This is a genomic window from Intrasporangium calvum, from assembly GCF_028446585.1.
Taxonomy (GTDB): domain Bacteria; phylum Actinomycetota; class Actinomycetes; order Actinomycetales; family Dermatophilaceae; genus Intrasporangium; species Intrasporangium calvum_A.
The window spans coordinates 13,197-37,928 of sequence record NZ_JAPFQL010000068.1; the positions used below are offsets into that span (position 1 = coordinate 13,197).

The 24,732-nt window shown below is 70.0% G+C and carries 26 protein-coding genes and 1 tRNA gene; 9 read left to right on the top strand and 18 right to left on the bottom strand.

The window, feature by feature from the left end; all coding sequences use genetic code 11:
• Nucleotides 1-32 precede the first annotated feature (32 nt).
• From OO014_RS14435 to OO014_RS14470, 8 genes are all read right to left on the bottom strand, one after another.
• Nucleotides 33-1,241 carry an RtcB family protein gene (locus tag OO014_RS14435; RefSeq protein WP_272463027.1) on the bottom strand — a complete coding sequence of 403 codons (1,209 nt, stop codon included), beginning with the start codon at nt 1,239-1,241 and terminating at the stop codon, nt 33-35.
• Between the two features lie 146 nt (nt 1,242-1,387).
• Nucleotides 1,388-1,756, bottom strand: coding sequence for a WhiB family transcriptional regulator (locus tag OO014_RS14440; RefSeq protein WP_272463028.1), 369 nt, complete (start codon nt 1,754-1,756; stop codon nt 1,388-1,390).
• On the bottom strand, nt 1,753-2,250 hold the full coding sequence (locus OO014_RS14445; RefSeq protein WP_272463029.1) for an HNH endonuclease: 498 nt from the start codon (nt 2,248-2,250) through the stop codon (nt 1,753-1,755). Before OO014_RS14445 ends, OO014_RS14440 begins: the two co-directional genes overlap by 4 nt.
• Nucleotides 2,251-2,379: 129 nt before the next feature.
• Entirely contained in the window at nt 2,380-2,520 is a 141-nt protein-coding gene (locus tag OO014_RS14450; protein WP_272463030.1) for a hypothetical protein, read from the bottom strand.
• A gap of 184 nt (nt 2,521-2,704) precedes the next feature.
• Nucleotides 2,705-3,229 carry a DUF3145 domain-containing protein gene (locus tag OO014_RS14455; RefSeq protein WP_272463031.1) on the bottom strand — a complete coding sequence of 175 codons (525 nt, stop codon included), beginning with the start codon at nt 3,227-3,229 and terminating at the stop codon, nt 2,705-2,707.
• 199 nt (nt 3,230-3,428) lie between these two features.
• Nucleotides 3,429-3,770 (bottom strand): bifunctional 3-phenylpropionate/cinnamic acid dioxygenase ferredoxin subunit, encoded by a 342-nt coding sequence (locus OO014_RS14460; RefSeq protein ID WP_272463032.1) that lies wholly within the window; start codon nt 3,768-3,770, stop codon nt 3,429-3,431.
• An 80-nt stretch (nt 3,771-3,850) separates the two neighbouring features.
• Complete coding sequence (locus tag OO014_RS14465) at nt 3,851-4,510, bottom strand: ArsR/SmtB family transcription factor (protein WP_272463033.1); 660 nt, start codon at nt 4,508-4,510, stop codon at nt 3,851-3,853.
• On the bottom strand, nt 4,507-5,838 hold the full coding sequence (locus OO014_RS14470; RefSeq protein ID WP_420485520.1) for an MFS transporter: 1,332 nt from the start codon (nt 5,836-5,838) through the stop codon (nt 4,507-4,509). Before OO014_RS14470 ends, OO014_RS14465 begins: the two co-directional genes overlap by 4 nt.
• 147 nt (nt 5,839-5,985) lie before the next feature.
• Between OO014_RS14470 and OO014_RS14475 the strand changes: the two genes are divergently transcribed.
• Nucleotides 5,986-6,062, top strand: a tRNA-Ile gene (locus OO014_RS14475).
• Between the two features lie 202 nt (nt 6,063-6,264).
• Here the strand turns inward: OO014_RS14475 and OO014_RS14480 are convergent.
• The 6 genes from OO014_RS14480 to OO014_RS14505 form a co-directional block, all read right to left on the bottom strand.
• The gene (locus OO014_RS14480) at nt 6,265-7,239 is read right to left on the bottom strand and encodes a beta-propeller fold lactonase family protein (RefSeq protein ID WP_272463034.1); all 975 of its coding nucleotides are present in this window, start codon (nt 7,237-7,239) and stop codon (nt 6,265-6,267) included.
• A gap of 457 nt (nt 7,240-7,696) precedes the next feature.
• Entirely contained in the window at nt 7,697-7,930 is a 234-nt protein-coding gene (locus OO014_RS14485; RefSeq protein WP_272463035.1) for a hypothetical protein, read from the bottom strand.
• A 24-nt stretch (nt 7,931-7,954) separates the two neighbouring features.
• Nucleotides 7,955-9,109, bottom strand: a complete 1,155-nt coding sequence (locus OO014_RS14490) for a cytochrome b (RefSeq protein WP_272463036.1) — start codon at nt 9,107-9,109, stop codon at nt 7,955-7,957.
• A gap of 2 nt (nt 9,110-9,111) precedes the next feature.
• A complete protein-coding gene (locus OO014_RS14495) occupies nt 9,112-9,702 on the bottom strand; it encodes a hypothetical protein (RefSeq protein ID WP_272463037.1) in 591 nt (196 codons plus the stop codon).
• A 436-nt stretch (nt 9,703-10,138) separates the two neighbouring features.
• On the bottom strand, nt 10,139-10,963 hold the full coding sequence (locus tag OO014_RS14500; RefSeq protein WP_272463038.1) for a class I SAM-dependent methyltransferase: 825 nt from the start codon (nt 10,961-10,963) through the stop codon (nt 10,139-10,141).
• A gap of 69 nt (nt 10,964-11,032) precedes the next feature.
• Nucleotides 11,033-11,338 carry a thioredoxin family protein gene (locus OO014_RS14505; RefSeq protein WP_272463039.1) on the bottom strand — a complete coding sequence of 102 codons (306 nt, stop codon included), beginning with the start codon at nt 11,336-11,338 and terminating at the stop codon, nt 11,033-11,035.
• 55 nt (nt 11,339-11,393) lie between these two features.
• Here OO014_RS14505 and OO014_RS14510 point away from each other — a divergent pair, with 55 nt between their 5' ends.
• Nucleotides 11,394-11,816 carry a heavy metal-responsive transcriptional regulator gene (locus tag OO014_RS14510; protein ID WP_272463040.1) on the top strand — a complete coding sequence of 141 codons (423 nt, stop codon included), beginning with the start codon at nt 11,394-11,396 and terminating at the stop codon, nt 11,814-11,816.
• Here OO014_RS14510 and OO014_RS14515 read toward each other — a convergent pair.
• Complete coding sequence (locus tag OO014_RS14515) at nt 11,801-12,157, bottom strand: ArsR/SmtB family transcription factor (RefSeq protein ID WP_272463041.1); 357 nt, start codon at nt 12,155-12,157, stop codon at nt 11,801-11,803. The genes OO014_RS14510 and OO014_RS14515 overlap by 16 nt on opposite strands.
• Nucleotides 12,158-12,290: 133 nt before the next feature.
• Between OO014_RS14515 and arsB the strand changes: the two genes are divergently transcribed.
• From arsB to OO014_RS14550, 7 genes are all read left to right on the top strand, one after another.
• Entirely contained in the window at nt 12,291-13,400 is a 1,110-nt protein-coding gene (gene arsB / locus OO014_RS14520; RefSeq protein ID WP_272463042.1) for an ACR3 family arsenite efflux transporter, read from the top strand.
• A 31-nt stretch (nt 13,401-13,431) separates the two neighbouring features.
• On the top strand, nt 13,432-13,848 hold the full coding sequence (locus OO014_RS14525) for an arsenate reductase ArsC (protein ID WP_272463043.1): 417 nt from the start codon (nt 13,432-13,434) through the stop codon (nt 13,846-13,848).
• A 251-nt stretch (nt 13,849-14,099) separates the two neighbouring features.
• The gene (locus OO014_RS14530) at nt 14,100-19,226 is read left to right on the top strand and encodes an Ig-like domain-containing protein (RefSeq protein WP_272463044.1); all 5,127 of its coding nucleotides are present in this window, start codon (nt 14,100-14,102) and stop codon (nt 19,224-19,226) included.
• A 50-nt stretch (nt 19,227-19,276) separates the two neighbouring features.
• On the top strand, nt 19,277-19,783 hold the full coding sequence (locus OO014_RS14535) for a phage tail protein (protein ID WP_272463045.1): 507 nt from the start codon (nt 19,277-19,279) through the stop codon (nt 19,781-19,783).
• Nucleotides 19,784-19,791: 8 nt separating this feature from the next.
• Entirely contained in the window at nt 19,792-20,301 is a 510-nt protein-coding gene (locus OO014_RS14540) for a phage tail protein (protein ID WP_272463046.1), read from the top strand.
• A 12-nt stretch (nt 20,302-20,313) separates the two neighbouring features.
• Nucleotides 20,314-20,835: a phage tail protein gene (locus OO014_RS14545; protein WP_272463047.1), complete on the top strand. Its 522-nt coding sequence runs from the start codon at nt 20,314-20,316 to the stop codon at nt 20,833-20,835.
• 17 nt (nt 20,836-20,852) lie between these two features.
• Entirely contained in the window at nt 20,853-21,341 is a 489-nt protein-coding gene (locus OO014_RS14550; protein ID WP_272463048.1) for a GNAT family N-acetyltransferase, read from the top strand.
• A gap of 85 nt (nt 21,342-21,426) precedes the next feature.
• Here OO014_RS14550 and OO014_RS14555 read toward each other — a convergent pair whose 3' ends face one another.
• From OO014_RS14555 to OO014_RS14565, 3 genes are all read right to left on the bottom strand, one after another.
• Entirely contained in the window at nt 21,427-21,837 is a 411-nt protein-coding gene (locus OO014_RS14555) for a DUF6916 family protein (protein ID WP_272463049.1), read from the bottom strand.
• 129 nt (nt 21,838-21,966) lie between these two features.
• The gene (locus OO014_RS14560; protein WP_272463050.1) at nt 21,967-23,376 is read right to left on the bottom strand and encodes a xylulokinase; all 1,410 of its coding nucleotides are present in this window, start codon (nt 23,374-23,376) and stop codon (nt 21,967-21,969) included.
• Between the two features lie 24 nt (nt 23,377-23,400).
• Nucleotides 23,401-24,732, bottom strand: a 1,332-nt coding sequence (locus tag OO014_RS14565) for a mannitol dehydrogenase family protein (RefSeq protein WP_272463051.1), incomplete at its 5' end; no start/stop codon positions are given.

A 24,732-nucleotide genomic window follows, 5' to 3' on the forward strand; every position in this document is an offset into this window, starting at 1 on the left:
GCCCAGCGGCGTCTCCGGGGCGACGCCGGTGCTCAGCCCTTGACGCAGAGCAGGGTGGTCAGCCGGGCCACCACCTCGACGAGCGGGCTCGGCCCCATGGTCTGGGCCGCGATCACCGACTCGAGGTCCTTGTAGGCGCCCGGGATCTCGTCGAGCACCCCGGCGTCCTTGCGGCACTCGACGCCCTCCGTCTGGGCCCGGAGGTCCTCGACGGTGAAGGTCCGCTTGGCGGCGTTCCGGGACATCCGCCGCCCAGCTCCATGGCTGGCCGAGTTGAACGACTGCTCGTTGCCGAGCCCCCGCACGACGTAGGAGCCGGTGCCCATCGACCCGGGGATCAGGCCGAGGTCGCCCGCACCGGCCCGGATCGCTCCCTTCCGGGTGACGATGACGTCCACTCCGTCGTAGGTCTCCTCCGAGACGTAGTTGTGGTGGCACCGGACGGGCTCGTCGAAGGTCACCTGCGGGAAGCGCTGGGCCACGACCTCCCGCGTGCTGGCCATCATGACCTCCCGGTTGAGCAGGGCGTACTCCTGGGCCCAGTAGAGATCGTGCAGGTAGGCGGCCATCTCCTCCGTGCCGGCGAGGAAGACAGCGAGATCGCGGTCGGGCAGGCCGAGGTTGTGCTCGAGGGTCTTGGCCGTGGTGATGTGCCGGTCAGCGAGCTCCTTGCCGATGTTGCGAGAGCCGGAGTGGAGCATGAGCCAGATGCGACCGTCGTCGCCCTCGCACAGCTCCCAGAAGTGGTTGCCACTGCCCAGCGAGCCGCACTGGGCCATGGCCCGGCCCCGCCGCTCGGCGATCTTGGGAGCCGTGAGGTCACCGAACCGTCCGAAGAGCGAGTCGGCGCGGGCCGCGAGTCCCCGGTCGCGCCCGAGGATCGGTGCGGAGCCGTTGTGGGCTGCCCACCCCACGGGCATGACCGCTTCGACTGCCGCCCGCAGTGGACCGAGGTCGTCGGGGAGGTCGGAGGCCGTCAGGCTGGTGCGCACCGCCGTCATGCCGCAGCCGATGTCGACCCCCACTGCTGCCGGGGACACCGCGTCACGCATGGCGATGACGGAGCCGACGGTGGCGCCCATGCCGAGGTGGACGTCGGGCATGACACGCACGCCGTGCACCCAAGGGAGGGCGCTGATGTTGCGCAGCTGGTCCTGGGCGGCAGGCTCGACGTCGGCGGGGTCGGCCCACATCAGGGTCGATGCGGCTGCGCCGGGAAGGGCGACCGGGAAGGACTGCATCGGAGGAGTTCCTTTCAGCGATGGTGAAACTCGGCGCGAGTGCGCGAGGTTGGTCTGTGGTTGGTGGCGATGGTGACGCCGCCATGCGCTGGGCCGGCCCTGGACGGAGGGCCGGCCCAGCGGCATACGACGTCGTGGTTGCGCCGTCAGGCGCTCTCGGTGACGCGGTGCTGCGGTGGCCTGACGTTTCCCGGTAGGTCTTTCGTCGGCCGGCCTCGGCCGAGCAGCTCGCCGCCCCAGACTCCCCACTCGCGCCGCTCCTGGGCCACGGCGAGGCAGGAGCGCCGCACCGGGCAGCCACGGCAGACAGCCTTGGCGAGCGCGACCTCGGACTCCGTTGCGGGCCAGAACAGCTCGGGGTCCTCGGCGGTGCACGGGGGTGTGATCTCACCGAGCACGAGCGGGTGCTCGGTGGCCGCCGTGAAGGCGCGTCCGTCGAGCGGGTCGCGACTGCGGGCTCGCGCGGCCTCAGCGCGCAGCGGCCGGGTCGTGAGGTTGATGCGGTGCCGGCTCATCCGAGGATCTCCTTCCTGAGTCGGGTGGCGGTGGCGGTGGCGGTGCGGGCGAACCGCAGCTGGGCCCGCGTGGGGACGTAGGGATCCCACCGAAGAGGCATTCCGGCCTCGTCAGGGGTGCGGCTGCCCTTTCGCGCGTTGCAGTCCTCGCAGGCTGCGACGGCGTTGAGCCACGACGTCGCCCCGCCACGTGAGCGCGGGGTGACGTGGTCCATCGTGGTTGCGGTGAACCGGCCGCAGTAGGCGCACTGGCCCTTGTCGCGCAGGAGGACTCCGTCGCGAGAGTAGGTCGCGCGGGTGCGGGAGTAGAGCCACTTCTGCTCGACGTAGCGCACGAGGCGCACGACGATGGGGACCTGGTAGGGGCCGAGCCTCTCGGACTCGTGAACCTCGACGGGGGTGGCGACGCCCCTCCAGATCATCTTGACCGCGTGCCGGACGGACACCCGGTGCAGAAGCGTCTCGTCCGCGTTCCACACCTCGACCTGTGTCATCGTCGACACCTCCTTCTTCCTCTCCTGGCGCTTGCGTCGGGTCTGCTGGTCGTGCCCCCAACCACGAGGGCTGGATGAAAAGAGCCGCCGTCCGGGATCGGCGGCGGCTGCGGGTGCCCTGGTGGTGGCTCAGGGGCGAGGGGGTTCGCAGGCGGCGCGCTGGTCGGGGCCGTAGGGGACCTGGGGTCGGGTCGGCGGCAGGAGGTTGGGGCAGACCTCGATGGCGTGGCGCTCGGGACGCTTCGCGGGCGAGGTGAAGACCCTTGTCATGACGTGCCTTTCACGGCGGGATGGTGGGCGGGCGACCAGTCGGCGACCGCGTTCCTCAAGACTGCCACGGCACTGCTCGTGGGTGACATTGGTTTTCCACAGGCATGGTGAGGGCCCGGACGCACGAACCGTCCGGGCCCTGCTTGCCGACCAGCGCTGGAGACGGGCGCTGTCGGACGATCACTCAGCCGACCTTGTGCAGCCACCTCACCGGGGCGCCATCGCCGGCGTAGCGGAACGGCTCGAGCTCGTCGTCCCACGGGACTCCGAGGAGCAGGTCCATCTCATCCTGGAGAGCGGCGGCCTCGCCACGGCTGCGCCTGATGGCCTCGCGCAACCGGTCCTCCTGCACGACGACGTCACCGGTGACGCTCGTCATGGCGTGGTGGATGCCGAGGCTCGGCGTGTAGGACCACCGCGCCCCGTCGGAGACGGAGGTGGGGTCCTCGGTCACCTCGTAGCGCAGTCCGTCCCAGCCGCGGAGGGCACTGGCCAACTCGGCTCCCGTGCCCACCGCGGCTGTCCATGAGAGCTCGGTGCGAACCGTGCGCGGAAGAATCGGCTGCGGAATCCAGTCGAGGGAGACCCGCTGGTCGAGGACAGCCTCGATCGCCCACGTGATGTGGGGGCACAGCGCCGTCGGGGCACCGTGGATGAACACCACGCCGCGCGTCGTGTGGCGCGGGGTGGACGGCATCGCGACAGACATCCTGACCTCCTCACGTGCAAGGGACGTCTTCCCCAACGACCTCGCGCGTGGCAGTCAGCTCGTGCTGCCGGACAGAATGAAGTTGTATGCCGCTGTGCTCACTACCGAAAGTACCTGACCATTGTGCACCACCAGTCCCACCGGCACCAGCAAACGGAGGGTGTCGAGTTCTGTGGCGTCGACGTCCGCGGGGCGCCTCTCAGCTGGCCCGCGGGGTCCCTGGGAAGAGATAGACCTGCCCGTCACGCACCTCGACCTGGTGGGTCGCGACGGGCTTGGTGGCCGGCAGGCACATCGGCTCGCCGGTGCCCAGGCAGAAGCGCGTCGCGTGGAGCGGGCACTCGACCTCGCCCGCCTCGATCCAGCCCTCGGCCAGGGACGCGTCCTCGTGCGAGCACGTGTCGTCGAGCGCGTAGTAGCTGCCGTCGTCGTCCCGGAACAGGGAAATCGCCTGCTCGGTTCCGGTCAGGTCCTCGGGCAGGACCAGTGCCTCGCCCGGCTCGACATCGTCGACCGCGGCGACGCGAATCCCCTCGCTCATGACTCTCCTTTGGCTGAACATCGTGGTGCGAGCCTAGAACGGACGCCGTTCGGGCCTCATCGGGTGCCCCGCGTGGGCTGTCAGCTGGTCAGGCCGGGCCCATCGGTGATGCGCCACTCGAGGATGCCGTCGGCGGCCCGCTTCGCGGTCAGGCCGCGCGCCGAGAGCAGTCGGACGGCGTCGTGGGCCAGGACGCAGTACCTCCCTCGGCAGTAGGCGACGACCTCTCTGTCTGTGGGCAGCTCGGGGATTCGCTCCCCCAGCTCGTCGAGGGGGATGTGGATCGCGCCGTCGACATGGCCCGCGGCGTACTCGGTCTCGGGCCGGACATCGAGCAGGACGACGTCGCCGCTCTCGAGCCGGGCGAGAAGCTCGTCAGTGTCGACGGCGACCGTGTCGTCCGGGCCGAGATAGGCCCGTCGCGCCAGTTCGGTGTGCGGGCGATGCTCCTCCGCGACCCGACGCACCTGGTCCCACAGGGCGACGACGTCGACGCCCGACAGCGAGTAGAAGACACGTTTGTGCTCGCGGCGCGACGTGAGGAGACCGGCCTCGCGCAGGTTCTGGAGATGGGCCGAGCAGGTGCTCATCTGCAGGCCGGTGGCGCGGGCCAGGTCGTCGACGCTGCGCGGGCCCTGAGCGAGCAGGTCGAGCAGCTCGAGACGTTTCGGGTGGCCGAGCGCCTTCCCGACCGCAGCGAACTGGGCAAAGAGGTCATCCTTGGGGGTCGCTTCGGTCACACCTCCGGCCCCTCTCCGACCGATCCCGGACCCTGATGGTGGGTCTCATACATGCGGACGGCAACGATGACCCCTGATGCCGCCGTCAGTGCGGCCACCGTCCACACCGCAGCCCGGACGCCCAGGGCGTCGGCGACGACACCAGCGAGCAGCGCTCCGACCGCGAAGCCTCCGTCGCGCCAGAGCCGGTAGACGCCGACCGACCTGGCCCGCCACGCTGGGTGGGCCACGTCGCCGATGGCGGCGAGGAGGGTCGGATAGACCATCGCGGTGCCCGCTCCGAGGAGGGCCGCCGCGACCGCCCAGGCCGCGAAGTCGTCTGCAACGGCGATGACCACCAGTGCGATGGCCTGGAGCCACATACCGGCAGCGATCATCCACTTGCGACCCCACCGGTCCGACAGCGCCCCGGTGAAGAGCTGGCCGACGCCCCACACAGCCGGATACAGGGCAGCCAGGACCCCGATGCGACTGACCGACAGCCCGGCGCCGGCGAAGAGGATCGGGAAGAGGCCCCAGGCCAGGCCGTCGTTGAGGTTGTTGACCAGACCCGCCTGGCTCGCCGAGGACAGCGCCGGCTCGCGCACACTCGTCTGCACGAAGACCTCCCGGTCGCTCAGGCGCTCGTGGAGGTGGTCGTGGCGGCCGTCCGCACGGGCGACGTGGCTGGCAGCCTCCAGGCGAGCGTGCTCACGGGTCTCCTTGACGGCCACCCCGGACAGGCCGAGCCCGAGGGCGGCGAAGGCGACGCCGAGCAGGAAGGGAGCGGGCCGCAAGCCGTAGGACTCGGCCAGGTAGCCGGTCGCGAGCGCGGTGAGGGCCACGGCCCCGTAGCCGGCCGCCTCGTTGAGCCCCATGGCCAGGCCCCGTCGGGTGGGACCCACGAGATCGATCTTCATGATGACCGTCGTCGACCAGGTGAGGCCCTGGCTGACTCCGAGGAGGACGTTGGCCAGGATGACCCACCCCCACGACGGTGCCCAGATGAGCAGCAGCGGCACGGGGACGGCGACGATCCAGCCGGCGAGCAGGACCGGCTTGCGGCCGTAGCGGTCGGAGAACGTGCCGGCGACATAGTTCGTCGCGGCCTTGGCCAGACCGAACACGAGGATGAAGGTCAGCCCGGCCGTGTAGGCAGTCAGGCCGAACTCACGCTCCCCCAGCAACGGCAGGACAGTGCGCTCCTGGCCCAGCATCCCGCCCACGAGGGCGTTGACGACGACGAGCAGGGTGAACTGCGCAGCGTTCTGCCGCAAGCCGAGCTGGAGGGGGCGCGGGTCCGCTCCTGGCGGAGGGGCGGGCAGCTGTGCAGAGTCGGATGTGGCCACCATCGCATCCTAGGGTCATTCCATGGATTCATGAACTGAGTCGTCAGAGCCAGGCACGTGAAGACCCAGTGGGAGCCGCCGACCCGCCACGGCGCTCGCCACGGTGGTCGTTAGAATCGCACCACCCTCGACGTCAGTCGGCGGTCCGGGGCAGTAGCTCAGCCGGTTAGAGCAGCGGACTCATAATCCGTCGGTCCAGGGTTCAAGCCCCTGCTGCCCCACCACGCGTTTACGCAGGTCAGACGATGTTTTCACTGACCGAGAAGCCACTGCGGAGGACGCACATGGGGACGCTGTGGCACATTTGTGGCACAGTGCCCAGACCTGAGACCGGTCCGCTGAGGGTCAGGGGACCGTGATTCCTCCCGGGACCAGGCCATCATGCCCTGGGGCATCGTGGGTCGAGTCGCGGCCTGCGCCGCGTGCTCAGTGCCCGTCGTCCCCGTGCTCCTCGTCACCGTCGCCGCCGTGCTCGCCCGGTGGCACCTGAATCACGACAGGAGCCTGCTCCCGCACCGGAACGCTGGAAAAACTGACGCCATTGGGCTTGTCGCCCACCGGGATTCGAGCCACCACCCGCAGCTCGGTGAGGTCGATGACCGCGACGTCGTTGCCGTAGAGGTTCGTCACGTAGGCGTGCCGGCTCGACGGGTCGACAACGACCCCGTGCGCCCCTTGGCCGGTCTCCACCGTCCGGATGACGGTGAACGTCGCGGAGTCGATGACCGACACCGTGGTCCCCGGCTTGTCCTTGGTGCCTTGGTTGGCTACGAGGACGTAGCGGTTGTCTGGGCTCACGTACGTCTGGATCGGACCATCGCCCACGGGGACGCGGCCGACCACCTGGCGCGACTCGACGTCCACCTTGGCGACCGTGTCGTTGCCGTTGACCGAGGCGTAGACGAACCGACCGTCCGGCGAGAAGGCAACCTGCGCAGGCGATGGCCCGACCTCGATGTCCGCGACCTTGGCGTTCTTCGCTGTGTCAATCACGCTCAAGGTCCTGCCCGACACATTGGCCACATACACCCATCGACCGTCAGGACTGGGGCGCAGCCCGTGAGGCCCTTCACCCACAGGGATCGTCGCGACTCTGTTCATCGTGGTGGTGTCGATGGCCGTGACTGTCCCATCGGCACCGTTGCTCGTGTACGTGATCTTCCCGTCTGGGGTGACGATGACATGGGCCGGCGCTGCACCGGTGGGAACTGCGCCGTGGACCGCCAGCGTCGAGGCATCCAGCATGACGGCCATGGCGTCGTGACCGCTGACCGCCCAGACGCTGCGGCCGTCCGGAGAGACCTGCACGTTGTGCGGTCCCTCGACCCCTTGGACCGTCGTCACCACTCGGTTGCTCGCTGCGTCGATGACGCTCAGACTCGCCCCGTTCTCATTGGCCACCCACACCGCCCCGGTGACCATGTCGGCGTGCGATGACTCGGCAGGGCCCCCTGCGGCCGCAGGCGAACCTGGTTGAGGGGCATCGTCGCCACCGCTACGAGTCAGCACTGTGAACAGGCCTACCGCCGCGACGGCAACGACCAGAACGAGTGCGGCGAGTCGTCCACGTCCTTTGCGCCACAGACCCTCGCGGTCGCGGGTGTCAGCTTCGGGTCGGGGGATATCGTTCACTGCTTCTCTCCAGAGTCGTGGGGACGGTGCCGGGAGTGGCCAGCAGAGGGCCACGCGCCACAACTGTGGATCTGCCACCCTCAGGGAGCCGCCTCCATCGGGTCAAGGATCAGTCAAGATCCAGTGAAGCGCGCCACGCGACGTGCGGAGCGTCTCGGCCGCCAGCGGTCGGGCACGCATCGGCACGCAGCACCTTCTCCGAAGACAGCGCGTCTGAGCATCATCCTCACGACGCTCGCCTGCGGCCCCGGTGCCGCACCCGGGCGGAGGCACGCACTGCGCCGGTGACGACGAGGATGCGCCCGGCCAGCGCCATCGAGGCTGCCGCAGCGAGACCGGACACGGCGGTCAAGACCCCTGCGATCGGACTCGGAGGTAGACGGACAGCCATGGACAGCAACCCCACTGCCAGGACCGCAGCGGCGACGAGGATCCAGAAGTTGCGGCTGACTCGGTTCACGGCACGACTCCCGGTGTCCTCGGGCTACAGGTGGGCAGCTGGGGTGGTGAGGCCGGTGAGGACGGTCAGGACCACCATCGTCGTGATCACTGCAAGACCGATGACCATCGCAACTGGACGCGTCCGCCACGACCGCTTCGGGTTGCGGTCGACGAACGGCACTGCGAACAAGAGCCCGAACAGCACCAGTCCACCGCCGAGGATCGCCGGCAGACCGAACCAGTTCTCCAGCGTGAACATCCACCAGAAGGGCCAGGGCGGCTTGGTGACCTCGACGCCGGCGACGGGCGTGGGGCCCACCGGCGGAGGGAACAGCACCGCGATCACGCTCAACATCGCGAGCAGCACCAACCCGAAAGCGCCCACCCGGCGAAGGTGGTGGGTGAACGGCTCCTGCACCTCGAGGTATCGCTCTCCGGGAGGAGTCGTGACCTGAACCACCGGCGCCTGGACGTCGGCGAGACGCTCGACCGATGCGAGCCCTGCGGGCGTGTCGGGTGCCGGGGCGGGCAGACCGGGATGGCTCGAGATCCGGTGCCGTTTGATGAGCAGCGCGTGCACCGTCAAGAGGACGATGAACAGCCCGGGGATCAGCATGATGTGCGCCGTGTAGAGCCGGACGAGGATCGGAGTGTGCTCAGCGAAGGACGACGAGAACCAGAATCCGACCCCGCCGAGCAGCTGCCCCACTTCGAGGTTGTGGGCCAGCGCCTCATATCCTTCCTGGTCCCACTTGAGCACGGTGCCGGTGAACAGTGCCAGCAGGGTGAGGCCGAACATGCTCACCCCGATCAGCCAGTTCGCCTCGCGCGGTCGCTTGTAGGAGCCGTGGAAGAAGACACGGATCAGGTGCAGGCCGGCCAGCACGTACATCGCCTGCGCGCTCCAGAAGTGGAGCGACCGGGTGAACTGGCCGAGTGGCACGTCCTCGACGATGGTGCGCACGCTGGCGTTCGCCACCTCGGGCGTCGGAGCGTAGAACTGGGCCAGGACGATACCCGTGCCGGCGAGGACCGCGAGCGACACGGCGGTCAGTCCGCCGAGGCTCCAGACCAGGTTGTTGGCATGCTCCGGCACCGGGTAGCGCAGCGCGTCGAGCCCCAACCGCTCGTCCACCGCGCCGATGAAGCGCCTCCGCGTGTGGTGCTGGACAGGTCTGTGCTTGGTGACGCTGGACATGGCTACCCCATGGCTCTCCCACCGGGTGGTCCACTGGGACTGACCATCTGGTGCTGCAGGGTGTGGATCGAGTGCGCCGGCCGGAACCGCCAGCTCAGCAGGAGGCCGAGTCCAGCGGTCACCGCGGCGATTGCGACGAGCACCGAGTCGGTGCCGGTCCAGGGCCCCCGTCCCGAGAGCTCGTCGGTGACGATGGCAGTGCCGGCCTGCTCACCGGTGGCGAGGCTGACGACCGACGCGCCGGGCGCGACGTTCAGCACATGCCGGACGTCCATCCCGCTCAGGTCAGGGCGCGCCCCGATCGACTCCTCGAGCAGGATCCGCCCCTGGACCAGGTCGCCGTCGTCCAGCTCCGCCATGGCGCGGTCGACGGCCTCGAGGTCCACCCCCGACGCGTCCTCGGACTCGGTCGCCTCCATGAGCTTCTCGCTGATCATGTCGCTGTCGTCGGGCGTGTTGACGATGTAGGCGATGGCCTGCAGCACCAGCTCCCGAGCGGGGATCTCCGCCTCGTCCCCATGCGCGTGCGCAACAGCAGGGAGGGCCAGGCTCAGCAGGGCGAACACGGCGGCGGCGGCCAGCTGCGCAGCCACCGGCCGAGGTCTCGGCGGACCACACCGGACCTTCGTGGTCGGAGACTGACGTGCAGACAAGTCTATGGAGAACATGGCTCGCTCCCTTGGCAGAACCCGCCCCGCGGTGATCCTTCAATGGTGGACCCATGCCATTGCGGCCACGTAGCGACGCCGTCAAGGCTTGCTCAACGTCGCATCAAGATCTGGTCAAGGCTGAGCCCTCGGGAGCGTAAGTGTCCTGCCCGTGCGAGGACGCCCTCGTCCGACCGAACGCCTCCCAGCCGTATGCCGCTGTCCCCGGTCCCAGCCAGACGCTCACCCACGACTGCGGCTGGGAGTGAGCCCAGCGGCATACGGCTGCTTGCGCTGGTCAGGGAGCGGGGCCGTGATGGTCTTCTTCGGCCTGGAGGGCCGACAAACCCTACTGATCCGGTGCGGGGGCAGCGGGCGGCGGTCAGCGGGGTCGAGCACAGACGAACATGACGGTGCGGATGCGTTGCTCTGCCAGGTTCTTCACCTGGTTGGCCGCCATCTGGCCGAACGAGTCTCCGAGGAAGGCCGCGAAGGTGATCCGCGGCGGTCCGTCCCGCTCGATCCGGGCACGCATCTGCTGGAACCACACGAAGCTCTCGTCGGACGAGTCGGCTTCCGCGACGATGTCGAGCCCCGCCCCGACGAGCAGCGCGCGCATGTCTGCCGGCGTGGCGAGGAAGCTCGTGGAGTCGTCCATGGCCCAGGGCACGGGATACAGCACGTCTCCGCCTTCGCCCTGCAGCACGTCGTACACCACGAACCGGCCGCCGGGCCGGAGGACCCGGGAGGCTTCGGCGTAGAGCGCAGCCTTGTCCGGGATGTTCATCCCGACGTGCACGGTGAGGGCCGCATCCACGGACTCGGCAGGCAGTGCGGTGTCGGTCGCGTCGCCCACCTGGAAGGTGGTTCGGTCCGCCAGGCCTGTCCACGTCGACAGGGCTGCCGCCACCTCGCAGAACTCCGGTGTGAGGTCGACACCAGTGACCCTGCATCCGGTCAGCTCGGCGATCGTCCGTGCGGGCCCGCCCAAACCGCTCCCCAGATCGAGGACATGGGACTCGGCAGTGAGGTCGAGCGCCTCGATGATCTCCAACGTTGCAGCGCGGCCTCGGATGTGGAACTCGTCCAGTGGCGCGAGATCAGCCGCACGCAGCGCAGCCCGGTCGATGCCTGCGGCGTCCAACGCGGAGCCGACGGCCCCGACGAGATTCCCCTGGCCGCTGTAGAACGTCGCAACCTGATCCATGGCGCCATCGTCCGCCGGCGGAGACGCCTCGGCAAGGCCTGCGGCCGGCGGGCTCGTCAGCACGGCGCGTCACCTGCGTCGATCCAGAACGGCGCGCAGGTCCTCGAGGGAAGGGGCGCCCTCATAACCGTCGGCGGTCAGATACCGCCGGCAGGCGAGGCCGACCGGAGCGCCCGGAGCCGCGAACACGTCGACTCCGTCCACGTGGATGCTCGGGGACCCGTGGAACCCGACCCGTTCGGCCTCTTCGTCCGTCTCGACGAGGCGGCGCCGCACGGCCGTGACGTCAGCACGCCCTGAGACGGCCGCGGAGAGCCGCTCGTCCGCGATCTTCCAGTTCGGGCAGTCCGCGAAGTAGAGCAGCGTGATCTCCATCTGCCGACCGTAAACCGTGAACCACGGTGCAAGGTCAACACCTAGAGTGGGAGCCATGCGCATCGGAGATGTCGCCGGCGTCGCGGGCGTGCCGACCCAGACCATCCGCTTCTACGAACGTCGCGGCCTGCTCCCCCCGCCGCAGCGGCGCGCCAACGGCTACCGCGACTACGAGGACTCAGCGGTGGCTCGCCTCCGGTTCATTCGCCGCAGCCAGGCAGCCGGCCTCACTCTCATGGAGGTCTCCAGCGTCCTCGCGCTGCGCGACGCGGGCGACGCGCCCTGCACCCACGTGCAGTCGCTCCTCGCCGCGAAGCTGGCGGAGGTCCGAGATCGTCAACGGGAGCTCGCGGCCCTGGAGACCGAGCTGGAGGCCCTCATCACGCGCGGCGAGGAGCTCGACCCGGCCGACTGCAGCGACGCGGCCATCTGCCAGATCATCGGATCAGCGACGTCGACCGGTCAGGCGAAGATCTGACCGAGCTGGTCGAGCCGTTCGGGCACGAGCCGGAACCATGCCTGCGTGCCTCGCTGCTCCCTGGTGAGCACCCCCGCCTTCGTCAGGACCTTGAGGTGGTGTGACACCGTCGGCTGGGACAGACCCACCGCCGGGACGAGGTCGCAGACGCAGGCGGAGCAGTCGGCTGCGGAGCGGATGATGCTCAGCAGCTGGAGCCGAGCCGGATCGGCGACCGCCTTGAGCAGGGACGCCAGCTCCTCCGCCTCGGGGCGCGTCAGCGGGGCACGCACGGGCGCGCCACAGCACTTGCCGATGGCTCCTTCGAGCAGGGCTCCCTCCAGCACGACTGACTGCGCCACCTGCCGTTCACCTCCCGTTGTCCTGTTGCCCAGACCCTGATCCATCGAACAGCATCAATATTGACATACATCGATGAAGAATGGAACGCTGGAGCCAGCTGTCCACCACCATGGAAATGAGACGTCACCCACGATGAGCCAGCACGCCGACGTGAGCCAGCCCAGCGGCATACGGCCTGATGGTCCGCCGACCGACCACGTGACCGAGCGTCTGTCGACGCTGGACCGCTACCTCCCCGTCTGGATCGGCGCCGCCATGATCACAGGCCTGCTGCTGGGCCGCATGGTGCCAGGCCTCGGCGAAGCCCTCGGCGCGGTCGAGGTCGACGGAGTCTCCCTGCCGATCGCGCTCGGACTGCTCGTCATGATGTATCCAGTGCTGGCCAAGGTCCGCTACGACCGGCTCGACACGGTCACCGCGGACCGACCGATGCTGATCAGCTCGCTCGTCCTCAACTGGCTCATCGGCCCCGCGCTGATGTTCGCGCTCGCGTGGATCTTCCTGCCCGACCTGCCCGCCTACCGCACCGGTCTGATCATCGTCGGCCTCGCGCGCTGCATCGCCATGGTCATCATCTGGAACGACCTCGCCTGCGGCGACCGGGAAGCCGCCGCCGTCCTCGTCGCGCTCAACTCGATCTTCCAGGTCATCGCGTTCGGCGGACTCGGCTGGTTCTACCTGTCGGTCCTGCCCGCCTGGCTCGGCCTCGAGCAGGCCACCCTCGACGTCTCTGCGTGGCAGATCGCCACGTCCGTGCTCATCTTCCTCGGCATCCCGCTCCTCGCCGGCTACCTGTCGCGGACCTTCGGCGAGAAGGCGCGCGGGCGCGACTGGTACGAAAGCCGGTTCCTGCCCACGGTTGGCCCGTGGGCCCTCTACGGCCTGCTCTTCACCATCGTGATCCTCTTCGCCCTCCAGGGCGACCAGATCTCCAGCCGCCCCCTCGACGTCGCCCGCATCGCGCTCCCCCTGCTCGTCTACTTCGCGCTCATGTGGGGCGGCGGCTATGCCCTCGGCAAAGCCCTCGGGATGACCTACGAGCGCACGACGACGCTGGCGTTCACCGCAGCCGGCAACAACTTCGAGCTCGCCATCGCCGTGGCGATCGCGACCTTCGGGGTCACCTCGGGGCAGGCCCTCGCCGGCGTCGTCGGCCCCCTCATCGAGGTGCCCGTCCTCGTCGGCCTCGTCTACGTCAGCCTCTGGCTGCGACGCCGCTTCCCGCACCAGACCGCCCGCTGATCCCCCACACACACGTCCCCGAGGAGCACCCGTGTCCGACAAGCCGTCTGTCCTCTTCGTCTGCGTCCACAACGCCGGCCGCTCCCAGATGGCGGCCGCCTACCTGACGGCCCTGTCCGGCGGGCAGGTCGAGGTGCGCTCCGCCGGCTCGGCGCCGGCGGACCAGGTCAACCCCTCCGCCGTCACCGCCATGGCCGAGGAGGGCATCGACATCGCCGCCGAGACGCCCAAGGTCCTCACCACGGCGGCCGTCCAGGAGTCCGACGTCGTCATCACGATGGGGTGCGGTGACACGTGCCCGATCTTCCCGGGCAAGCGCTACGAGGACTGGGAGCTCGACGACCCGGCGGGCCAGGGCCTCGAGTCGGTTCGGCCGATCCGCGACGACATCAAGCAACGCATCCTGGGGCTGATGGAGTCCCTCGGCGTCAGCCCGGTCAACGCCTGACCCCGCACCTCCCAGCAGTCCCGCCACTCCGCCGTATGCCGCTGGGCTGGGCCTCCGCGAACCGGCTGGGTGTCCTTGGCGCTGAGTGCAATCCGGACCACTCGGGCGAATGCGACCTTCCGGGATTCACGCGCGTGAACTGAGTCACGCGTGGTAGCAATGAGCCACTGCACGGGCGGTCGTTCATGGTGATGTGAGTCCGCGGGGACCATGGACCGCGACGACGTGGGCCGTGCGCAGGAGGCCCCCGCATGCCACGCCGTCTTGCCGCCCGCATCGCAGGTCTGCTGGGCCTCGTTCTCGTCGCAGCGCTCCTGTCCCCGCTCAGCGGGGCCGCTGAGGAGCCCCCGGCCGAGCTCGTGTACGCCTGTGCGCTCAAGAGCAACGGGACCCTGCGCGTGGTCGACGGTCCCGGCGACTGCGGCAAGAAGGAGACGCTGGTCACCTTCAAGCCGGGCCCGGTCCTGCTGTGCGTGCAGCCCTCCGGATCCGCCCGCAAGGTCAGTTCCTTCCGCGACTGCCGGCCGCCGGCGACCCAGCTCACCGTCCCGCCGACGAGCGGCGCGGCCTACTTCTGCGCCACCGCCGGCAGCGGCGTCCTGCGCTGGGTCGCGGACCCCGCCGCGTGCCTGCCGACCGAGACGGCGCTGCAGGTGACCCCGAACGATGACGCGCCGACGGTCACCTCAACCGTCCCGTCCGACGGGGCACTCGCCGGCCGCGACACCACGGTGTCCATCACCTTCAGTGAGGACGTCAGCGCAATCGAGAGCGCCTTCGCCCTGGAGTGCGGCGGCGACCCGATCTCGTTCGCCATGAGCGGACTGCCTGGTGGCACAGCGGTGCTCACTCCGAGCGGCAGTCTGCCCACCGGTCACACCTGCAGCGTCACGACGACGGCGAGCCTGGTCAGCGACCTGGACGCCAACGACCCACCCGACACCATGGTGGCGGACCACACCTTCAGCTTCACCGTCGACAGCCCGCCGAGCGTCAGCACCACCGTCCCGGCGGACGGCACCAGCGACGTCGCGGTCGACACGGACCTCACCGTGACCTTCAGCGAGTCGGTTGACGCGGCTCCGGGTGCCTTCACCCTCGCCTGCGACATCGGGGGCGCCATCCCGGTGGCGGTGACCGGCTCCCCCGGCAGCTCGATCACCATCGACCCCGTGGACGACCTGCAACCGGCCGACGCATGCGAGCTCGTCGTCCACGCCGACCAGGTCAGCGACGAGGACACGGCCGACCCTCCGGACCACCCCACCGCCGACCACACGGTCTCGTTCGTCACCGCGGACGTGGCTCCCGCCGTCACCGGCACGGTACCCCTCAACCAGAGCGCCGACGTCCCCACCGACACGCAGGTGCGAGTGACGTGGAGCGAGTCGGTGGCGGTGGTCGCGGACGCCATCGTCGTCGACTGCGGCGCAGGCGCCGTGGCCGGCACGCTGAGCGGCTCTCCCGGCACGACGACGACGTTCACCCCCAGCGCCGCCCTCCCTGACGGCGCCACCTGCTCGATCCTGGTCGACCGCACCAAGGTCACCGACGTCGACGCGGTCGACCCACCGGACCGGCCTGCCGCCGACCACACGTTCTCGTTCGAGACCGACGCGGCCCCTGCGTTCCTGTCGTCGTCGCCGACGGACGGCGCCTCGGACGTCGACCCTGCGGCGAACGTCGTTCTCACCTTCAGCGAGCCGGTGACGGCCACGGCATCGGCGTTCGCCTTGTCCTGCAACGCGGTCGCGCGCACCGTGACCGTTGGCGGATCGGGCACCGACACGCTCACGCTGACCCCGACGGGAGTGCCGCAGACGGCTGCGTGCTCGCTGACGATCCTCGGTGCCCACGTGCATGATGCCGATGCGTTCGACCCACCGGACACTCTCGCGTCCGACGTCACCATCTCGTATGCCACGGTGGACGCCGCCCCGCAGGTCACCGCGACGTCGCCGACCAACGGCGCCGGCGACGTGCCGGCCGGCACCGACATCACGGTGACATTCAGCGAGGCAGTCGACGTGACGGAGAGCGGTGTCTCCCTCGCCTGCCCGAGCGGCTCGCCGGTCTCGTTCACGCTGACCGAGGGCGCCGGCAACGTGTGGACCCTCGACCCTGCCGGGCCCCTGCCGGCCGACACCGAGTGCACCGTCGCCGTCACCGCGGGCGCCGTGACGGACGACGACCTGGTGGACCCACCCGACGAGATGGCCGCTGACCACACGTTCACCTTCACCGTGAGCGCCAACTCGGCGCCGACGGACATCACGCTCAGCCCCGCGAGCGTCCAGGAGAACCAGCCGAGCGGCACGACGGTCGGCACGCTGGGCACGATCGACAGTGACCCCGGCGACACGTTCACCTACTCCCTCGTCAGCGGCACGGGCGACACCGACAACGCACGCTTCGCCATCATCGGAGACACCCTCACGACGGCCGGGGGCCTCGACTTCGAGACCACCTCGACTCTCTCCGTGAGGGTGCGGACGACCGACTCGGCCGGCGCCCACGTCGACAAGGCCTTCACCGTCACCGTCATCAACGTCAACGAGTCGCCCACCGACCTCGCCCTGTCGGTGAGCTCGGTCGAGGAGAACCGACCGGGCGGCACCACGGTCGGCCTGCTCTCGGGCACCGACCCCGATGCGGGCGACCTGCTGAGCTTCAGCCTCGTCTCCGGCGCGGGCGACACGGACAACGCCTCGTTCAGCCTCACGGGGACGGCGCTCAAGACGGCCGCGTCCTTCAACTTCGAGGTGAAGTCCAGCTACTCGGTCCGGATCCGGGTCACCGACGCTGGCTCCCTCACGCACGAGGAAGCCGTCGTCATCTCCGTCGTCGACGTCAACGACCCGCCCGTGGCGGTGACCGACGCCTACACGGGCGCCATCGGCAACACGCTCGCCGTCGTGCAGACGACCGGCACGGGCCCCCACACGGTGCTCACCGGCAACGTCATCACGAGCAACGACTCCGACGAAGACGTCACCTTCCCGCACACGCTCACCGCTGTGGCCGGGACGGTCAGCTCGACCGGCGGCGGCACGGCGACCATCGCGGCCGACGGCTCCTTCACCTTCCTCCCCGGTGTCGGCGACACGAGCCAGACGGACTCGTTCACCTACCAGGTCACGGACGGCGAGCTGACCGGCTCCGGCACGGTCACGGTGGGGATCGGGACCGACATCGTCTGGTACGTCAACAACGACTCAGTCGCTCCCTCGCCGGACGGTCGATCCACCTCACCCCTGCTCACGCTCGCCGGCCTCGGCGGTGTCGACCCGGACGGGCCCGGGCACACGATCTTCGTCTACAGCGGCAGCGGCAGCTATGGCGGCGGCCTGGTCCTCGAGGCGAGCCAGCGACTGCTGGGTCAGCCGCACGGCCTGACCGTCGACGGCACGCCGCTGGTGGCGGCAAGCGGAACCGCCCCGGTCATCACCAACGCCGGCGGTGCCGGCCTCACCCTGGCCAACGGCGTCGACGTCCAGGGCATCTCCGTCAGTGGATCCTCCGGTCCCGGGATCTCCGGCACTGGCGTCACCACGGCCACCATCGGCACCGAGACGGGGGTTCAGGTGACGGCCAACGCGACGGGCGGGGTCAACCTCACCGGTGGCTCCGGTGCGATCTCCGTCGCCGCGACCATCAGCGGCAACAGCGGCCCCGCCGTCACGGTCTCGGGACGCACCGGGGGCTCCACGACATTCAGTGGGCCGGTCACCGGCGGAGTCACCCTCTCCGCCAACTCGGGAGCCACGATCCAGCTGACCGGCGGGGTGAGCGCCTCGACCGGGACTGCGCCTGCCTTCAGCGCCACCGGCGGCGGCACCGTCGTGGTGACCGGCTCCGCCAACACGCTGGCGACCACGACAGGAACGGCCCTCGTCGTCGAGGGCACGACGATCGGCGCCAGTGGCCTCACCTTCCGCAGCGTCAGCGCCGACGGCGCCGTCAACGGCATCCGGCTGAGCGGCACCGGCACTCAGGGTTCGCTCACGGTCACCGGCACCGGGTCGACCGCCCTCGGCGGCGACGGGTCGGGCGGGACGATCCAGAACACGAGCGGCGCGGGAGTCCTGCTCACCGACACCACGGGGACCAGCCTCAACAACCTCACGCTCGTCAACACGGCAGGCCCGGGCGTCGACGGCACGGGCGTCAGCGGCTTCGCCTTCACCAACGGCACCATCAACGGCAGTGGCACCACGAGCCGGACGGCGTTCGACTCCAACGTCGCGTTCAACGACAGCGGCCCTACCGTCACCAACGTGAGCGGCGCGGTCACCGTGTCGAACTCCCGGCTGCTCGGCGCCTACCAGCACGGCATCGACATCCTCAACAACGACGGCACGATCACCGACCTCCAGCTGACGAACAACCAGATCTCGAGCCCCACCGCACAGGCGGATTCGCAGGGCTCCGCGATCCGGGTCAACGAGCTCGGGTCCGCCGGCACGGTGAGCAGCCTCACCCGGGGCTCGATCTCCGGCAACGACATCACCGGCTTCCCGACCGGTGGCGGCATCGTGCTCCAGGGCGGCAACACGGCGTCCGCCAGCGCACCGGCCGGCACGTTCGGCACCTCTGGTGCCGGCAACGCGGTCGTCGTGTCGGGCAACCTCATCCGCGGGCACAGCGCGGCCAACCCGATGAACACCAACTGCATCCTCGTCACCATGCCCGCGCGCGGAACCGGCTACCTCGACATCGTCAACAACGGGACAGCCGCCACCCCGCTGGGCCTCAACCGCGGAAACTGCATCTCCGTCAACGTCTACGGGGACTACCACCTCGTCGGCACGGTGACCAACAACCACGTCAAGCCGCAGGCCCAGATCGGCGGCGCCTTCGGCATCGCCTTCGGCACGGCGGCCCAGACCGTCGGCGGACCAGCCGTGCTCGACAGCGCGGTCCTCGACCTCGACGTGCAGAACAACACCGTCTCCGGCACCACCGGCTCGGGCATCCGGTCCACCACCTTCAACACCGGGACGACGCGAGCCCGGATCAAGAACAACACGGTGGCGGCCCCCACGGAGCTCAGCGGCGCCTACGGGATCCGCGTCGACTCGGGCAGCTCGTCATCCGTCGACACCTACGTGTGCCTCGACCTGTCCGGCAACACCACCGCCGGCAGCCTCAACTCCGGCACCGGCAACACCGCACCCGGGATCGGCCTGCGCAAACAGGGCACCGTGGAAGGCACCCACGACTTCCGCCTCGTCGGCCTGAGCCCGAGCCCAGCCGACGCAGCGCAGACGGTGGCCTACGTCAGCACCCAGAACCCCTTCAGCGCGGCAGGGACGAGCGGAGCCCAGGCCGAGATCGTCAGCGGCAGCAACTTCGCCTCGTGCGTGCTGCCGTTCTGAGCCGAGACCCAACCCGCCAACCCGAGCCGCACAAGTGAGGTGAGCCCACCATGACAGAGCCGTTCCTCGGAGAGATCCGACTCCTCAGCTTCATCTTCGCGCCCAAGGGCTGGGCCCTGTGCAACGGCCAGCTGTTGCCGATCAACCAGAACCAGGCCCTGTTCGCACTGCTGGGGACGACCTACGGCGGTGACGGGCAGGTCAACTTCGCCCTGCCCGACCTGCGCGGCCGCGTGCCCATCCAGGTGGGCGCCGGCCACACGCAGGGCGAGCGCGGGGGCGAGCAGGCCCACACGCTGACGGCGGCAGAGCTGCCCACGCACACGCACGCCCAACAGGCGTCCTCCGCGTCGGCGACGACCGGCGTCACCGGGCCGGGCGTCATGAAGGCGTCCAGCGTGGGCAGTTTCGCCTACGGCAGCGCGCAGAACCTCGTCCCCATGGACTCGTCGGCCATCGGCACGGTCGGCGGCACCCAGCCGCACCAGAACATGCAGCCCTACCTGACCATCTCGTTCTGCATCGCCCTCCAGGGCATCTTCCCGTCCCAGAACTGAGGAGCACCATGTCGCAACCCTTCGTCGGCGAGATCCGGCTCTTCGGCGGCAACTTCGCCCCGGTCGGATGGGCCTTCTGTGACGGCCAGCTGCTGCCGATCTCCGAGAACGTGGCGCTGTTCGCCCTCATCGGCACGACCTACGGCGGCGACGGCCAGTCGACCTTCGCCCTGCCCGACCTGCGCGGCCGACTCCCCCTGCACCAGGGCAGCGGCTTCACCATGGGCGAGCCGGGCGGCGCCGAGTCAGTGGCCGTGACGCCCAATCAGATCCCCGCGCACTCCCACACCCTGTTCGGCACCACGGACTACGGCACCACGGCCGCACCGGCAGGCAACGCCGCCGCCAGCCTCCCAGAGGTCACGACTCTGGCCTACGGCACGGACGCCCCGCCGACGACCCTGCACCCGCAGTCGATCGGCCTGGCAGGCGGCAGCCAGCCGCACTCCAACCTCCAGCCGTTCCTGTGCCTGAGCTTCATCATCAGCCTCTCCGGCACCTTCCCCCAGCAGAACTGAGGAGCAGGAACCATGACTGACCCGTTCGTCGCCGAGATCCGGCTGTTCGGCTTCAACTTCGCTCCCAAGGGGTGGGCGATGTGCAACGGCCAGATCCTGCCCATCTCGCAGAACACCGCGCTCTTCTCCCTCCTCGGCACCATGTACGGCGGTGACGGGAAGTCGACCTTCGCCCTGCCGAACCTCAACGGTGCCGCGCCGATGCACCGCGGACAGGGGCCGGGCCTCTCCCTCAGGGACATCGGCGAGACGGGGGGCAGCGACGTCGTGACGCTGCTCCAGAGCGAGATGCCGGCCCACTCCCATGCCCTCAACGCCTCGGCCGCCGAGGCGATCGACCGCACCCCGGCGAACGGACGCTTCGCCAACGAGATCGGCGGGATCAACTCGTATGCCGCTCCCGCAGGCGGGGCCGCCTTCGCCCCACAGACGGTCGCTCCATCCGGTGGCGATCTCCCCCACAACAACCTCCAGCCCTACCTGACCCTCAACTTCTGCATCGCGTTGCAGGGCGTCTACCCGTCGCGGCCCTGAGCGGACGGTGGCCAGTCGTGACGGGCGTGGACACCGTGACCCTGCGGGTCGTCGAGCCGGGTGACCACGCGTTCCTCGTCGACCTCTACGCATCGACGCGGGCAGCCGAGCTCGCGCTCCTGCCGTGGGATGCCGCAACGAGGACCACCTTCGTGGCCCAGCAGTTCGCGCTCCAGGACGCGAGCTGGAGCGCTGCCTTCCCCGCCCTCGAGCGATTCCTCGTGCTCGTGGCCACCGCACCGGCCGGCCGCGTCTATGTGGAGCGCTCCGGCCCCACGCATCACCTCGTCGACGTGGCGATCACCCCTGAGGTGCGGGGACGCGGCGTGGGGTCGTTCCTGCTCGCGCGGCTCACCGCCGAGGCCGATGCGTGCGGGGCGACAATGAGTCTCCACGTCGTCCCGGGCAACCCGGCCCAGCGACTCTACGAGCGTTTCGGCTTCCACGCGGTGGACCACCGACCGTTCCACACGAGGATGGAGCGTCAGCCGACGACAGCCGCGTAGCGGTGCCTGCCGTCGCCCCACCCACCTCGAAGAGGGCAAGGGCCAGCGCGACGTCCTCCGATGAACGCCAGCGGTCCGGCTGCCCTCAGAGACGGTTGACGATGGCGATGTAGCGCTGGCGGTCGCCGTCCGGGATGACGAAGAGGGAGGTGGCCTCGAAGCCCGGACGGGAGAAGACGAAGGCTCCCTGGGGCGGGCCGGGCTCAGCGCTCGAGAAGGTCAGGCTGAAGCGGGACTCCTCGGCCGTGCCGAGCACGGGGACGAGGTCGCCGACGGCCTCGAGGCGCGTCCGCCAGGTGGCCACCGGGCTCTTCATGGTGAACGTCGCACCCAGCTCCTTCGTGAAGCGGGAGCGCGTGAGCAGGGACTTGGCCCCCTTCGCAGCGCCAGGGGCCTGGGCGAGCGCGGAGGCCGGCGCGGTCTCGGCCAGCACGGCCAGGGACACCGCACCGAGAGCGCCCGTGCGCAGGAACTGACGACGGCTGGACGAGAACACGATGACCTCCCGCTCGCTGGTGCAACGTCGGCTGACGCCCCTGTCGTCGACACGTCGATCATCCCGCGCGAACGGGCACCCCGCGGCGGAATGGGGAGATTGCGAGACCGTGGCCGTCGACCGATCTCCTCAACGACCGTGGACCTGGGCGAGCAGCGCGGTGTAGCGGTCGAGCACGTCGGATGCGTCCCGGGCGGGCACGTCAAACACCGAGTCGATCCCGAGGTCCCAGACGGGCGGCTCGGCAGCCCCCGAGAGGGCCCACGCCGCCTGCCGGGCCGCTCCGACGCCGACGTACTCGGCGGGTCGGGGCACGACGACAGGTGCGCGGAAGAGGCCGGGGGCGATCTGCCGGACCGCCTGCGACGCAGCGGCGCCGCCGATGAGCAGGATCCGGTCGACCCGAACGCCCTTGTCGCGCAGGGCATCGACGCCCGCGACGACGTTGCACAGCATGCCCTCCACGGCGGCGCGGGCCAGGTTGGCCGGTGTCGCGTTGGTGCGGGTGAGCCCGCTCAGGGTCCCGGTCGCGCCCGGGAGGTCCGGCGTGCGCTCGCCGTCGAGATAGGGCAGCAGGCTGAGCCCGCCGGCCCCGGACTCTGCCGAGAGCGCGAGCCGCTCGAGCGCAGCGAGGTCGACGCCGAGCATCGCCGCGGCGGCTGTCATCACGCGCGCCGCGTTGAGCGTGCACATCAGGGGAAGGTGGCGCCCCGTCGCGTCGGCGAACCCGGCGATGGCGCCGGACTCGTCGCGGATCGCGTGGTCGTGCGGGGTGAAGACGGTGCCGCTCGTGCCGAGGGACACGACGACGTCCCCGGGTGACAACGCAAGCCCGAGAGCGGCGCCCATGTTGTCGCCGGTGCCGGCGGCGACGAGCATCCCGTCGGAGGTCCGGCCAGCCGGCGCGGCGGGAGCGAGCACCTCGGGCACGTCGAGGACCCGCCCGAAGGCGAGCTCGAGCAGGTCGGGTCGGTAGTCCCCCGTCGCCGCCGACCAGTACCCCGTGCCCGAGGCGTCCCCCCGGTCCGTCGTCCAGCGCTCGAAGCCGCCTCCGTGCTGGAGGATCCGGCCGGTCATCCAGTCGTGCGGCAGGACGACGCGGGCGACGCGGGCTGCGTGCTCCGGCTCGTGCTGGGCCAGCCACCGTAGCTTCGTCACGGTGAAGCTGCCGACGAGCACCGAGCCGACTGCATCGACCCAGGCTGCGGGGCCGCCGAGCTCGGCCGTCAGGTCGGCGGCCGCCCCGGCGCTGCGGACGTCGTTCCACAGGAGGGCATCTCGCACCACGGAGTCCTGCTCGGACAGGGTCACCATCCCGTGCTGCTGTCCGCCGACGGCGATGGCCGACACCCCGTCGAGGATCCCGTCCCCCGAGGCCGAGAGGTAGGCCTCCCACCACCGGTCGGGGTGCACCTCGGTCGTGTCCGGGTGCGGAGCCTTGGCGAGGCGAAGCACCTCACCGGTCTCGGCGTCGCAGACGACCACCTTGGTCGACTGTGTGGAGCTGTCGACTCCGGCGACGAGCGTCCGGTCACTCATGACGGGTCCTCCCACTGCTGCCGGTCACCGACGGGCGTCGAGCGGACGGCGGGCCTCCAGGGTGGCGCGCGCTCCGTGGGCGTGGAGCGAGTCGAGCCCAGCGGCATACGCCTCGGTGAACCGCGCGTCGTCGACGAGGTCACCGAAGAGGTCGCGGTCACGGATGAACGCGAGCGGGTCCTCCCCCTGGCGGGCGGCGGCCGCCATGACGCGGTCCTTGATCCGGTCGACGACCTCGATCGGCTCGCCCTGCTCGTCGACGCCCTCGGCGTAGCGGGCCCACGAGGCGACGACGAGCGCCGAGCGCTCGACCTCGCCCCCGGTCTCGAGGTTGCGCCGGATCACCGGGACGAGCCACTTGGGGATGCGGTCCGAGCTCTCTGCGCACAGGCGGGCGAGGGTGTCGCGCACCTCGGGGTTGGCGAACCTCTCGATGAGCTGGTGGCGGTAGGCGTCGAGGTCGACGCCGGGCACCTCGGGCAGGGTCGGGCTGCCCTCGCGCTCCATGTAGCCGAGGAGGAAGTCGACGAAGAGCGGGTCCTGGCAGACCTCGTGGGCGTAGCGGTGGCCCGAGAGGTAGCCGAGGTAGCACAGGGCCTGGTGGCTGGCGTTGAGCAGCCGCAGCTTCATCAGCTCGTAGGGCACGACGTCGTCGACGACCTGCACGCCGGCCTCCTCGAGCGGGGGGCGCCCGTCGGTGAAGTGGTCCTCGAGGACCCACTGGGTGAACGGCTCGCAGACGACCGGCCACCCGTCCTGCACGCCGAACTCCGAGGCGAGCCGGTCGACGTCCTCCGGGGCGGTCACCGGGGTGATCCGGTCGACCATGGCGTTGGGGAAGGCGACGTGCTCGTCCATCCAGTCGGCGAGGCCGGGATCCTTCAGGCGCGCGAACGCCGTCATCATCCGGCGGGCGACGTCGCCGTTGCCGGGCAGGTTGTCGCACGACATCACGGTGAACGGCGTGGCCCCGGCGGCCCGCCGCACGGCGAGCGCGGCCACGATGTAGCCGAACACGGTGCGCGGCACGGCCCCCTCGACGAGGTCGGCCTGGATCGTCGGGTCATCCGCGTCGAACTCCCCGGTGACCTGGTTGACGAGGTAGCCGCCCTCGGTGATCGTCAGCGACACGATCCGCGTGCGCGGGTCGGCGAGCCGGTCGACCACGGCCTGCGGGTCGTCGGGGGCGAACATCATCTCGACGATGCTGCCGATGACCCGCGGCTCCCGGTGCCCGTCGGGGTGCTTGACGACGAGGGTGTACAGCCCGTCCTGCGCGCTCAACGTGTCGACGATCCGCCGGTCGTGAGGCAGCGCCCCCACACCGCAGATCCCCCACTCGAGCGCCTTGCCGTC

Bases quoted from the DNA above. Each gene is read 5' to 3' on its own strand.
- OO014_RS14435 (WP_272463027.1), bottom strand. From the start codon at position 1,241: ATGCAGTCCTTCCCGGTCGCCCTTCCCGGCGCAGCCGCATCGACCCTG.
- OO014_RS14440 (WP_272463028.1), bottom strand. From the start codon at position 1,756: ATGAGCCGGCACCGCATCAACCTCACGACCCGGCCGCTGCGCGCTGAG.
- OO014_RS14445 (WP_272463029.1), bottom strand. From the start codon at position 2,250: ATGACACAGGTCGAGGTGTGGAACGCGGACGAGACGCTTCTGCACCGG.
- OO014_RS14450 (WP_272463030.1), bottom strand. From the start codon at position 2,520: ATGACAAGGGTCTTCACCTCGCCCGCGAAGCGTCCCGAGCGCCACGCC.
- OO014_RS14455 (WP_272463031.1), bottom strand. From the start codon at position 3,229: ATGTCTGTCGCGATGCCGTCCACCCCGCGCCACACGACGCGCGGCGTG.
- OO014_RS14460 (WP_272463032.1), bottom strand. From the start codon at position 3,770: ATGAGCGAGGGGATTCGCGTCGCCGCGGTCGACGATGTCGAGCCGGGC.
- OO014_RS14490 (WP_272463036.1), bottom strand. From the start codon at position 9,109: ATGTCCAGCGTCACCAAGCACAGACCTGTCCAGCACCACACGCGGAGG.
- OO014_RS14500 (WP_272463038.1), bottom strand. From the start codon at position 10,963: ATGGATCAGGTTGCGACGTTCTACAGCGGCCAGGGGAATCTCGTCGGG.
- OO014_RS14505 (WP_272463039.1), bottom strand. From the start codon at position 11,338: ATGGAGATCACGCTGCTCTACTTCGCGGACTGCCCGAACTGGAAGATC.
- OO014_RS14510 (WP_272463040.1), top strand. From the start codon at position 11,394: ATGCGCATCGGAGATGTCGCCGGCGTCGCGGGCGTGCCGACCCAGACC.
- arsB (WP_272463042.1), top strand. From the start codon at position 12,291: ATGAGCCAGCACGCCGACGTGAGCCAGCCCAGCGGCATACGGCCTGAT.
- OO014_RS14530 (WP_272463044.1), top strand. From the start codon at position 14,100: ATGCCACGCCGTCTTGCCGCCCGCATCGCAGGTCTGCTGGGCCTCGTT.
- OO014_RS14535 (WP_272463045.1), top strand. From the start codon at position 19,277: ATGACAGAGCCGTTCCTCGGAGAGATCCGACTCCTCAGCTTCATCTTC.
- OO014_RS14540 (WP_272463046.1), top strand. From the start codon at position 19,792: ATGTCGCAACCCTTCGTCGGCGAGATCCGGCTCTTCGGCGGCAACTTC.
- OO014_RS14545 (WP_272463047.1), top strand. From the start codon at position 20,314: ATGACTGACCCGTTCGTCGCCGAGATCCGGCTGTTCGGCTTCAACTTC.
- OO014_RS14560 (WP_272463050.1), bottom strand. From the start codon at position 23,376: ATGAGTGACCGGACGCTCGTCGCCGGAGTCGACAGCTCCACACAGTCG.